Source organism: Thiolinea disciformis DSM 14473 (assembly GCF_000371925.1).
Lineage (GTDB): Bacteria > Pseudomonadota > Gammaproteobacteria > Thiotrichales > Thiotrichaceae > Thiolinea > Thiolinea disciformis.
Genome location: NZ_AQVE01000042.1, coordinates 1 through 11,651 on the forward strand (window position 1 = coordinate 1; position 11,651 = coordinate 11,651).

The 11,651-nt window shown below is 44.6% G+C and carries 12 protein-coding genes; 3 read left to right on the plus strand and 9 right to left on the minus strand.

The features are described from left to right. The first annotated feature begins 182 nt into the window (after positions 1-182). Positions 183-3,377 carry a type I restriction endonuclease subunit R, EcoR124 family gene (locus A3IE_RS0118735; protein WP_020397154.1) on the plus strand — a complete coding sequence of 1,065 codons (3,195 nt, stop codon included), beginning with the start codon at positions 183-185 and terminating at the stop codon, positions 3,375-3,377. Between the two features lie 35 nt (positions 3,378-3,412). Here the strand turns inward: A3IE_RS0118735 and A3IE_RS0118740 are convergent, their stop codons facing one another. From A3IE_RS0118740 to A3IE_RS0118760, 5 genes are all read right to left on the minus strand, one after another. After that, positions 3,413-5,137: an AAA family ATPase gene (locus A3IE_RS0118740; RefSeq protein WP_020397155.1), complete on the minus strand. Its 1,725-nt coding sequence runs from the start codon at positions 5,135-5,137 to the stop codon at positions 3,413-3,415. 133 nt (positions 5,138-5,270) lie between these two features. Continuing rightward, complete coding sequence (locus A3IE_RS0118745) at positions 5,271-6,572, minus strand: vWA domain-containing protein (RefSeq protein ID WP_020397156.1); 1,302 nt, start codon at positions 6,570-6,572, stop codon at positions 5,271-5,273. Further along, positions 6,565-7,608 (minus strand): AAA family ATPase, encoded by a 1,044-nt coding sequence (locus A3IE_RS0118750; protein ID WP_020397157.1) that lies wholly within the window; start codon positions 7,606-7,608, stop codon positions 6,565-6,567. Before A3IE_RS0118750 ends, A3IE_RS0118745 begins: the two co-directional genes overlap by 8 nt. An 84-nt stretch (positions 7,609-7,692) precedes the next feature. After that, a complete protein-coding gene (locus A3IE_RS0118755) occupies positions 7,693-8,187 on the minus strand; it encodes a GNAT family N-acetyltransferase (RefSeq protein WP_020397158.1) in 495 nt (164 codons plus the stop codon). A 2-nt stretch (positions 8,188-8,189) separates the two neighbouring features. Next, positions 8,190-8,468 (minus strand): type II toxin-antitoxin system TacA family antitoxin, encoded by a 279-nt coding sequence (locus A3IE_RS0118760; protein ID WP_020397159.1) that lies wholly within the window; start codon positions 8,466-8,468, stop codon positions 8,190-8,192. A 341-nt stretch (positions 8,469-8,809) separates the two neighbouring features. Here A3IE_RS0118760 and A3IE_RS0118765 point away from each other — a divergent pair, with 341 nt between their 5' ends. Beyond that, positions 8,810-9,049 (plus strand): hypothetical protein, encoded by a 240-nt coding sequence (locus tag A3IE_RS0118765; protein ID WP_020397160.1) that lies wholly within the window; start codon positions 8,810-8,812, stop codon positions 9,047-9,049. 123 nt (positions 9,050-9,172) lie between these two features. Here the strand turns inward: A3IE_RS0118765 and A3IE_RS22955 are convergent, their stop codons facing one another. Beyond that, positions 9,173-9,313 carry a hypothetical protein gene (locus tag A3IE_RS22955; RefSeq protein ID WP_157832915.1) on the minus strand — a complete coding sequence of 47 codons (141 nt, stop codon included), beginning with the start codon at positions 9,311-9,313 and terminating at the stop codon, positions 9,173-9,175. A 63-nt stretch (positions 9,314-9,376) separates the two neighbouring features. After that, on the minus strand, positions 9,377-9,793 hold the full coding sequence (locus tag A3IE_RS21710) for a VOC family protein (RefSeq protein ID WP_020397161.1): 417 nt from the start codon (positions 9,791-9,793) through the stop codon (positions 9,377-9,379). 110 nt (positions 9,794-9,903) lie between these two features. Here A3IE_RS21710 and A3IE_RS21380 point away from each other — a divergent pair, with 110 nt between their 5' ends. Continuing rightward, the gene (locus A3IE_RS21380) at positions 9,904-11,046 is read left to right on the plus strand and encodes an alpha/beta hydrolase family protein (protein WP_020397162.1); all 1,143 of its coding nucleotides are present in this window, start codon (positions 9,904-9,906) and stop codon (positions 11,044-11,046) included. Between the two features lie 50 nt (positions 11,047-11,096). Here A3IE_RS21380 and A3IE_RS22620 read toward each other — a convergent pair whose 3' ends face one another. Together A3IE_RS22620 and A3IE_RS21385 are read right to left on the minus strand one after the other, a co-directional pair. Continuing rightward, positions 11,097-11,246, minus strand: coding sequence for an oxidoreductase-like domain-containing protein (locus tag A3IE_RS22620; RefSeq protein WP_020397163.1), 150 nt, complete (start codon positions 11,244-11,246; stop codon positions 11,097-11,099). Between the two features lie 148 nt (positions 11,247-11,394). After that, positions 11,395-11,651, minus strand: a 257-nt coding sequence (locus A3IE_RS21385; RefSeq protein WP_020396333.1) for a transposase, incomplete at its 5' end; no start/stop codon positions are given.

The window sequence follows — 11,651 nt, forward strand, 5'->3', positions numbered from 1 at the left end:
AAGTCAGCTATGGAACTTAAGAAAGTATTTATTCCCAAAAAGGAAGAACAAACCGCCATCGGCAATTACTTCCAAACACTCGACACCCTCATCAAGCAACACCAACAACAACTCAGCAAACTCCACCACATCAAGCAAGCCTGCTTGAACAACATGTTTGTCTAGCAGGGAAAGCCGCACACATGAACACCTTTAAAACCGAAGCCGCCTTTGAACAAGCCTTTATTGAGGTGCTCACCCAAAAAGGCTGGGAACCCGAAATATTAAAACACCCCACCGAAGCCGCATTACTGCAAAACTGGGCGAATATCTTATTTGAAAATAACAAACAACAAGACCGCCTCAACAATGTACCGCTCAGCACGAGCGAAATGCAGCAGATTTTAGAGCAAATCAAAGCACTCAAAACTCCGCTCAAACTCAACGGTTTTATTAATGGCAAAACCGTCGCCATTAAACGCGACAACCCCGCCGATACCCTGCACTACGGCAAAGAAGTCAGCCTCAAAATCTACGACCGCCAAGAAATCGCCGCAGGACAAAGCCGCTACCAAATTGTGCAACAACCCCAATTTGAACGCGGCAGCCCTTTGCGTAATGACCGCCGTGGCGATGTATTGTTACTCATTAATGGCATGCCCGTGATTCATATTGAACTGAAACGCAGTGGTATTCCGGTCAGCCAAGCCATTAACCAAATTGAAAAATATAGCGCCGAAGGCATATTTAGTGGGCTGTTCTCACTCATTCAAATTTTTGTGGCGATGCAACCCGACGAAACCCAATACTTTGCCAACCCTGGCGTTGATGGCAAATTTAACCCCGACTACCAATTTCACTGGGCGGATTTTAATAACGAACCCGTTAACCACTGGAAAGCGATTGCCTCCACACTGTTATCCATTCCCATGGCACACCAACTGATTGGGTTTTATACGGTGGCGGATGATAGCGATGGCGTGCTGAAAGTCATGCGTAGTTATCAATATTACGCGGCCAATGCCATTTCCGATAAAGTGGCTAAAACCAATTGGCAACAACTGGGCAACTTTACCAATAATCCTGATCGCTTGGGCGGCTATGTGTGGCATACCACCGGTTCAGGCAAAACCATGACCAGCTTTAAATCCGCACAGCTCATTGCCCAGTCCAAAGATGCCGATAAAGTGATTTTCTTAATGGATCGCATTGAGTTGGGCACGCAGTCGTTAGCCGAATACAATAATTTTGCCAGTGATGATGAAACCATACAGGCGACCGAAAATACCGATGTCTTGGTAACTAAACTCAAAAGCAGCGCCCCTGCCGACACTTTAATCGTCAGTTCCATTCAGAAAATGAGCAATATTGATGAAGCCGTGGATGATAAAGGCACGGCCACCAATGCGGCGGATATTGATACCATTCGCGCCAAGCGTTTGGTGTTTATTATTGACGAAGCGCACCGCTCGACCTTTGGCGATATGCTCATTACCATTAAACGCACCTTTCCACGCGCCTTATTTTTTGGGTTTACAGGCACACCGATTCAAGACGAAAACGAAAAAAGCGGCAATACCACCAGCACCGTATTTGGCAACGAACTGCACCGCTATAGCATTGCTGATGGGATTCGTGATGGCAATGTACTAGGCTTTGACCCGTATAAAGTCACCACCTTTAAAGACAAAGACCTGCGCCAAGCCGTTGCCCTTGCGCAAGCCAAAGCCACATCGGTCGCCGATGCAATGGCAGACCCTGCCAAAAAGAAAAAATTTAATTATTTTATGCATGATGTGCCAATGGCAGGCTACCAAGATGCTATTGGCAAGTACGTTAAAGGCATTGAGGATTATATACCCAAAGAACAATACCTAACTAAAGATCACCAAGCCAAGGTGGTAGAAGATATTGTGGAAAATTGGGAGGTACTCAGCCAAGCAGGTAAATTTCATGCGCTGTTAGCCACCAATAGCATTGCCGAGGCTATTGATTATTACCGTCGCTTTAAAGCTGCTAAACCAGAACTGAAAATATCCGCACTGTTTGATCCTAATATTGACAATGATGGCTGTGGTGAACGTGGTGCTACCTTTAAGGCGGATGGTTTAGACGAAATCATGTGCGATTATAATGCGCGTTACGGACAAGACTTTGATTTTGCCAAACACGCGAAATTCAAAAAAGACCTTGCGGCACGCCTTGCCCATAAAAAACCGTATGAGCGTATCCACACCGAACCCGCTAAACAACTGGATTTATTAATTGTGGTGGATCAAATGCTCACGGGCTTTGATTCTAAATGGCTCAATACCTTGTATTTAGATAAGGTATTAAAATACCAGAATATTATTCAAGCCTTCTCGCGTACCAATCGCTTATTTGGCCCTGATAAACCGCACGGCACCATTCGTTATTACCGCTATCCGCATACTATGGAGCAGCATATTCATGCAGCGGTCAAGCTCTATTCAGGCGACCGACCGATTGGTTTATTTGTAGACCGTCTGGAAAGCAACCTGAAAGCCATGAATGAGTTGGTAACAGAGATTAGCGAACTATTTATTCGTGCGGGTGTGCCTAATTTTGAAAAATTACCCGATGATATAGACGCCTGCGCAAAATTTGCCAAATTATTTAACACCTTTAATCAGCACTTAGAAGCCGCCAAAGTGCAAGGCTTTCATTGGCGTCAGCTCAGCTATCCTTGTGCTGAAGATCATACGCGAGAAATCACTCTGAACATCGAAGAGCAAACCTATCTAAGCCTTGTGCTACGTTACAAAGAGTTGGCTGGACGAAGCGAAGGAGGTGGCGATAGTGGTGGCGACATACCTTTTGATATTAGCGGTTATCTTACTGAAATTGATACGGGCAAAATCGATGCGGATTATATGAATAGCCGTTTTGAAAAATATTTAAAAGAACTGCATCAACACCAAGATCAAACCAGCATTGAACTGACCCTAAACGAGCTGCATAAATCATTTGCATCACTTACCCAAGTCGAACAAAAGTACGCTAGGTTATTCCTACACGATCTACAGCGTGGCGATGCACAATTGAGCGAAGGCTATACGTTTAGAGATTATATTAACACCTACCAACATAATGCCGAAAACGCACAATTAAATGCCGTCGTCAACGCACTGGGTTTAGATAAGGATAGGCTGTTGGCATTAATTGCTGACCATGTGAACGAGCACAACCTGAATAATTTTGGTCGCTTCGACGCACTCAAAGAAAGCGTGGATAAAACCAAAGCCAAAGCCTATTTTGAAAAGCAGGACGGTGTCGTATTAGCACCATTTAAACTTAATATACGTATTGATCAATTTTTAAAGCAGTTTATTTTCGCACAAGCGGATGAGTTTGCGGATGTGGATACCGTGCTTTGAAAGTGTTTTGTCGCTTGTTGGAGGGGGTGGATAGTTTAAGAATCTATCCTCACCCACTCTACCCGCTCCCCATCCGCAATCACCAACCACGCACTAAGCTTTGCTAAAGCAGCAATATTCGGTAACTGTAAGTAACCCTTAACTTGCTCAATGCCTTCCTGCTTTTTCTGCGCCCAACTCTTTTCCCCCTCACTTTTCTTACTGTGTTTCAACTCAATCAAATGCTGATAATTCACCTTAAACGGACTGCGTTCTAGCAATAAAATATCAGGATAACGGCGATTCATTTCCCGCTCGCTATGAATAAAATAAGCAGAGGATTGATATAAGAGTGTGAGTAAGATGGTTTTAATATGCTGCTCATCCATCCAAATCGAATCACGGTTAGAGAGTAGTTTTAGTACCTGTTCCAGTTCGGCCATTAACGGCTGAATATTATTATCTAAAGCCAATGTCTCTACCGCTAGCAAAATAGCACGGTCGGAAATTGTAATGTGATTACGCCGTTCTACTTCCACTTTGAAGTATTGGAAATACAACTCACGCATGACGTGATTAGGAATCGTGAACACCTCACCTGCTAAGCGTTCATCCGCAAGTGAGATAAAGCCCATATAGGCAAGCAAACTGACAAAATCATCACGAGTAAAACCCTTATCAAAATCGAATTTTTCTACTTGTCGTGCAATCACTTCACCTTGATTAAGTAGCTCATCCAATACCGTATAATTGGCATCTCTGTCCCCAATACTAAACATCGCCATAATCTTGCCATAATCGGAGGCAATATTAATATCCAACATGCGCTTGGGATAAACACAGCGTTTGTAATCAAAGCGATCTACAAAATACAGCACCATATCAGAGTTATAGATCGTTTCACGAGCATCTAAATGGAAGCGATAACCGTTATACCAGCGGCGCACATCGTCATATAGGGTGTTTTGATCTAATGTAGGACAAGTGTTTGCAATACTACTCAGTAGACCTTCAACTTCTACTCTATTAAAACCAATCGCCTCATTAAAAGCTTCTGTCAGCGATAAATTCTTACCAATATTAAAGCCACTGGTCATGCTATCTAACATGATTGGCGTGACGCCTGTAATAAACAAGCGATCTATAATGCCGCGCTGCGTGCCTGTTTTAATAGTTTCGTAGAAACTACGGACAAAACCGCCTTTGCCGACAATGCTTTGAAATAGGCTTAAGTCATTACCCAATAAACTATTAGCAAAATGGTCATATTCGTCGATCAACAATAGAATTTTCTGGCCTTCGATGATACGGAGGAAAGCTTCCATTTTTTCATGGGGCGATTGTACTTGTGCAATGCTGGCTAATGTATGCGAGGGATAATGATAACGTTCTAAAAAGCGTTCTAAGGCTAATTGGATTTTGGTAGAGAAAGCACGATAAATATCCGCCTCACTGCTGGTGGCAATCCCACTAAATTCCATAAACAGAATCGGATAGCTATTCTTTAAGGGTGTAGGATGCTGTCCAATGTGTAAATCGGCAAACAAAGTCTCAAAGTCATCCGTATACTGGGTATCGTAATAATGCTCCAGCATAGAAAGAAACAGGCTTTTTCCAAAGCGGCGCGGGCGCAAGAGAATAGTATGCTTACCTGCTTCTTCCATCGCTGCGATATAAGCAGTTTTATCAATGTAATGATAACCTTGAGTGATCAAGTCTTTGAAATTGCTCACACCATAGGGGATTTTTAGCAGCATATTCGGTTCAATTTGTTTAGGCATCCAGAACCTTAAGTATATCAGTTGATGGGTTTAGTGACTGGCAAAATCAAGGGGGTTGCCTAACATACATTCTTGCAATAATAAACTTAACAACTAGTTGTGCATTGCTCTGCATAGATACTGTATTAGTAACCTAACTCCACCCCACTCTCACACCCCAAGGCACATCACTGTTACCCTTCACCAACCACAATACTGAATAACTCGGTGCAGTATTCGGAAATATTCCCTGTGCATCGGTGAAGTAAATCAACACATCAGGCACACGATCTTGTTGATTAATCCAATCAAACACAGGGCGAAAATCCGTAGTTCCGCCGCCTTGTAATTCAGCGGATAAAGTAATGTCTTCCCACGGTTGAAAGGTTTTGGGGAAGCCTTGAATAATGTCGGCATCACAGGCAATTAATGTAATCTCAGCGCGGATTTGTCCCTTAATGGCATTTATTTCGGACAGGTATTCGTGCAATTCTTTATCACTCACTGAACCACTCACATCTAATGCCACCACCGCGTGCAGTTGCTGGCTTTTCAGGCTAGGGAATATTGCAGGGTTGCCGCGTCGAGTTGAGGGTCGGGTATAGCTATAATCATCCCGCGCCAAACCGGTTAAATAATGCGCCAGCACACTACGCCACGGCAAACGCGGACGTAATAATTCCTGTACTAAGCGCTTCATCACACCACTTAGCTTGCCTGCTTGCTCGGCTTGCTGGGCTGCACCTGCGGCACGTTGTTGCCATTGCACTGCTAAATCTTCTGCTTCGTTTTGTTGTAAAGGCGGCGGTGGCGGAGTGCCGCCTTGCGCTTCTGGATCAAATTCAGGTTTGGTGCTGGGAGAAGTCTTGGCAGATTGCGGTTGTGGGTCTGAACGCTCGGAGGATTCACCGTCACCGTCGGTAGGATTAGCATTTTGCTGATTAAGCGGATTATGTTCCTGATCCTGCCCGCCCTGTTTGGGAGTATCCTCCTTGTCGTATAAATGCTGATCCAGCGTTTCTGACAGATCATTGTCATCAATACAAGGATAAATCTCCTCCGCCGTCATACCTTTAAATTCACGCATCACCATCACGCTGGGCGGTGGTTTCAAACCTTCCTCCATCAAGATCGGGTTAATCGCATAATCACAGGCTAAATCCCAACGATGTTTCACTCGATGCTGACGACGTGCAAAATGCCCCAAAGCACAATGCAAAGCCTCATGTGCCATCACGAACTGCAATTCCTCAGGGCGCAATTCGGCAATATAATCAGGGTTATAATAGAACTTACGTGCATCCGTACCTGTGGTGGCACACCATGCGGGATCAGCGGGTTGTAAAGGTAAACGTAATACCAACGCCCCCAAAAACGGACGATCAAGGATGAGGCGCGTGCGAACTGCGACTAATTTATCGTTAATTTCTTGTGGAGAAAGCAAGTTCTCAGTCATACAGCATTACATCGCCAATCGATTCCGCCCATTGCGCAAATTCAGGCGCAGCAAAAATCTGGTCACCGACAGCCCGCAACATATCGGATACCAACATCACGCCCATTTCACGCAAGGGCAAAGCTTGTGCATAGTTGAGAATATGACCATAAACTTGCAGCGCCTCTGGGGTATTTTTGGCACGAATCGCCCGCCCAACCAGTGCCGAGGCCAACGCATATTGTAAATCGACTTCTTTGGGGGATTTGACTGTTTCACCACGTAAAATCGCATCCAAATCAGGCATGTGCTCAAGGTGATCGATAAAGGCTTTTAGCTCTATGCCTGCCCCCTGCCCTACACAGGCTTGCAGTGTGGCTAATAATAGTTGGGGGGATTGATCAAATTTTTGTAAGGCACGATGGGCAAACTCCCATGAACGTGGGGTAGGGAAAGCGACAGGATTATGTGCTGCATCAAACTTGAATAATAATTCGGGGCGGAAACGTAAAAAACCGATAATGCGTTCATCCATGCCATGCTGATACGCCCACGCCACCCAATCATCCAAATGGATGTCCACCTCAAAATGTGAGAAACGATTCGCCAAAGGTGCAGGCATGGTATAGGTCACACCACGATCCCCTTGTCGATTACCCGCCGCAAAAATCGCCCAACCGTCAGGCACAACATACTCACCTAAACGGCGATCCAAAATCAATTGATAAGCTGCCGCCGACACACTGGGCACAGCAGAGGTAATTTCATCCAAGAATAAAATGCCTTGTGCGCCGTGGCGCTTGTCATTCGGCAACATCGCGGGAATCGCCCATTCCACCACATTGCCCTCACGAAACGGAATACCGCGCAAATCGCTGGGTTCAATCTGCGATAAACGTATATCCAGCACAGGCACTTGATGGCGCTGCCCGACTTGTGCCACCAGTTGCGACTTGCCTACCCCAGGCGCACCCCAAAGCATCACGGGCGTGTGGCTACCGTGTAGCGTGGCTGCAAACTCTTTATCCAAGACAGCACTCAATAAAGCAGGGCGCATGAGCAATCCTTAGCAAACTGATAAAGTATCTATTGTAATGGGTATACGTGAAGGTTTTTAGACTGTCTTTTGGGGGTAGATATGTCAGTTTGGCAAAGACTGAATGATCGTCTGCATCGGAATAAATAAAGTCAAAGGCTTACTGGTATAAGGACCGAAACCATATTTTTCATAAAATTGTTTAGCTTTATCATGTTTGGCATCGACCACAACACCCACTACACCGATGTCTGAAGCAATACGTGCACAACGCGTTAAAGCATTGACTAATAACGCTTCCCCAATACGCTGACCTTGAAGAGTTTGATCTACTGCCAAGCGGCTAAGCCTTGCTACAGGTACAGGATAATGAGGCGGTAATTTCTTACGTGTAGCGTTTGGCAATTCTTCCAACTGTGCTTCTGCCATGCTCAAACTGTAAAAACCCGCAATGCGTTCCTCTTTTACCGCCACAAAAGTACGACTGACATTCTTACGAGTATGCTGTCCCGCTAATTGCTGCAAATAATGATTGAGCAACGGCTCACCACAATCGAAGCCCTCACGCATCAACTCATGATTGAATGGAATAATGCGCATGTTTAATCCAATAAGTGTTGATGACGCTGCATGGCATTTTTTAAGGCTGTATTAGGCTTTGGTGGATGGTCTAACAAATCCATAAATCGATCCCATTCAGCGTGATTCAAACTAATACGATTCGCGTCCAGCAACACTTGCTCGGCTGCCTTACGAGCAGCAGTCAATAGAAAATCGGTCAAAGACACATTCGATAAAGCCGCTGCTGAAGTGAGCATTTTCTTCAATTCAGGTGGCGTGCGTAGACTGATGCGATCCTCTTTTAAGCTAAGGTTTGGCATGATGATAACCCTCTGTTAACTTTGAAAAGTTTAGCACAAACGTGCGATTTCGTACATCCAATGTGAGTACAATAATGATTCCTTATGCTGAGGAATTGTTTAGTTTTCCTGTATCCGATGCAAGGATGACTACTATGCAATTGTAATTACAGCATCGGTATCTATCCCTTCTAATAGCCGTCCGTCAGGGCAAGTCACATTGACTAGCAAAAAGACACCATTAATCTTGTGTGCTGTTGTTGCGTTGCAACATTTTTTATATATTTTCATGAACCAAACATATTTTTGTTGCGACGCAGAATTATAAAAACTCCGTACACTCACACAAGGTTAGGTTAGTTATGAAAAACTATGTTGTTTTAGGTCGTTTATGGAAGCACGCGATTGAATTCAAGACCGAATCCAGCGCGGATCGTTATATTGATCAATTACAGGGCGTTGAATACGAAAAATGCTCTGCTGAAGAAATCGCTGCACGTTTTGCTGGTTTCAAGCAAAAACAATCTAACTTCAATGACAATCGCAATGATATTCGTAGCATGATCACTGTGTTCGAATACCAAGATAAAGCGGTGGCTTGATATGGGAGGAGGAGAGCATATCACTTTACACTTAAGCCGCTGGATGCTGTTAGCAGGCGGCCTTTAAAAACGCTGTACTTCATCACTACTTACACACATACACTAGAGTCTTATCCAAGACACTTATAATCTCACCTCACCCTTGGCGGTTTTCAAATAAGCTTCTACTTTGGCTTGGTCACTTTCCATCACTGCTATCTCAACATCCATCTGTAGACTTGCCAATAAGCGTTTAATACGGTTTGGTTCGGGATGGTGCAGCACTAAAGCATTTAGTGATACACCAAGATCTTGTAAGTGCTGTGCGGGATGTATATCCGTTTGCCATTAAATTAAAGCGGGTGCGACCCCGTCTAAAGCTAAAGAACCATCGTCGGGTATTGCCATCAGCCATTGTATATGGGCACGACTGACCGTAATGACCTGCCCCAAATCCTCACTAGCTTGTGCTAGGGTTTGGTGAATAGTCGTCGTGCGAACAACCCATGTACGTAACTGCGCTTGATCTTTTGGACTTAATCTATCTAAACCAAACCAACGCGACCGTTTCGGCGTAGGTGCTTGCGGATTCGGGGCAATCACTTCTAAAAATAGATCAGCACCTAAACGCACTAATAAATTATGTGTCCCCATTAAGCTATGCTCACCGCCGATTTGTGGGGTAATTCCTAATTTTTCTTGAATATACTGCGCGCCTAATACCAATGATGGTGTAGTGATTATCAGATGATCTAGCTGTACCATATTTCTACCCACTTCAAAAAAACCGATTTGCTTTTACCATCCACACCTTATTCAGGCTATGCTACGGATGTTCACGATACCAGATGGTTTCAGTACTTTAGGATCTTCCCATGCTGCAAAAACGCCACTTCATCTCTTTTATAAATATAGGGTTATGCTTTTTGCTATCGCTAGGCTTGAGTGCTTGTGGCGGTGGAGATGACTCCAGTACTAATGAACCCGTACCGAACTATCAAATCGAATACCTCAAAACACTGACGCGGGATGAAATTAGTAAGGCTTTCGATAGTCAACAACTCCAAATTCCCACAGCAGCTTTACAATACGACGTAAAACTGTATCGTATTAGCTATACCACCCTTAATAATCAGGGTGCTGATGTGACTGCATCTGGTTTATTAGCAGTACCACAAAAAGCAGCCGTACTGGCTAGCACCTTGCTTAGCTTTCAACACGCCACGATCTTTTATAATAGCGAAGCCCCCAGCAATGATTTAACAGGCCATGCGCCACCGATTGTGATTGCCTCACTCGGCTATATGACACTTGCCGCTGATTATGTGGGGTATGGCGTTTCGGCTGGTCACCCGCACCCTTATTTAATGCTCAAACCATCAGCACAAGCCGTGCATGACTTGATTAAGGTGGGCTACGACTGGCTAAAAAAACAAAATATTACCCTGAATAACAAACTTGCCTTAACAGGTTATTCTGAGGGTGGCTATGTCACCATGGCAGCACATCAAGCCCTAGAGCAAGAACCCATTACCGGTTTAACTTTAGTAGCTAGTCTTCCAGCTGCGGGGCCTTATCATTTATCAGCCACCTTAGATTTTTTCCTCGACTCCCTCAATCCCTTCAGTAAGGTTGACACGGCAGGCGCGCGCAATTTACCTGATGGTGTTTCCGAATGGCTCACTAAGCTGTTAATGGGGCAATTAATCCCTGATGATTCGGATGTCGTGTTTGATAATACGGTAATTTATAACTATATCGACGCAGGTGTCAGCGGCGTAGAAGCCTATAATGTATATGACTGGAAAGCGCTCAAGCCCGTGTATTTGTTCCACGGGCGTGAAGATGAAACTGTCCCGTTTTTGAATGCCACCGATGCCCTTACAGCAATGACGGCAAAAGGTTCTACCCAAGTCACCCTACGTGAATGCAGCGCCTCACCATCTACGCATAAAGGTTGTGTGCCTGAATACGGCGCATTTGTGTACAACACCTTGTTGAATTTAGGGTTGAATTAAGCAGTACGGTTTGCCAAGCGTTTAAAATAATCATGCTTGACAAGCTTCAATCAATCCCCTACTTCGTCCACTTTCTCAGTTGGCCTACTCTGCTGCTCTTGCCAGCGCCGCAAGGCTTCATAATAAATATCCCAGATACAAGGATCACAACCACTACCACAGCATTCGTGCGGTTCGGGCGGGGTTGGGGCTTGGTTCATGATTCGCTCCGTTATCGTTAAGTGGGTTTCATTTTAACCTAAACGAGCTAGCTTATCCCAAGTGCAAGCTTTATCTTTACACTTCTGACATCGATATGGAAAAAGTAAAATGTACATCACTACTTTATCAAGTATAGTAAATCCCTAATTAAGAGCTACAAATGACTTGATCGATAGCCTCCAGCAAGGATAGACCGTGTTGACAGCGTAATAACACCTTTTGTTTCAAGGTTGCCCACACCTTTTCAATAGGATTGAGTTGAGGGGAATACGGGGGTAGATACATCAACACCTGACCATACTGCTGAGCAATGGCTGGAATACGTCCTCCTCGATGAAAGGAAGCATTATCGAGAATGAGATAATGGGTTTTACCTTGCAAGGACTGGCACAAGCGTTCTAACC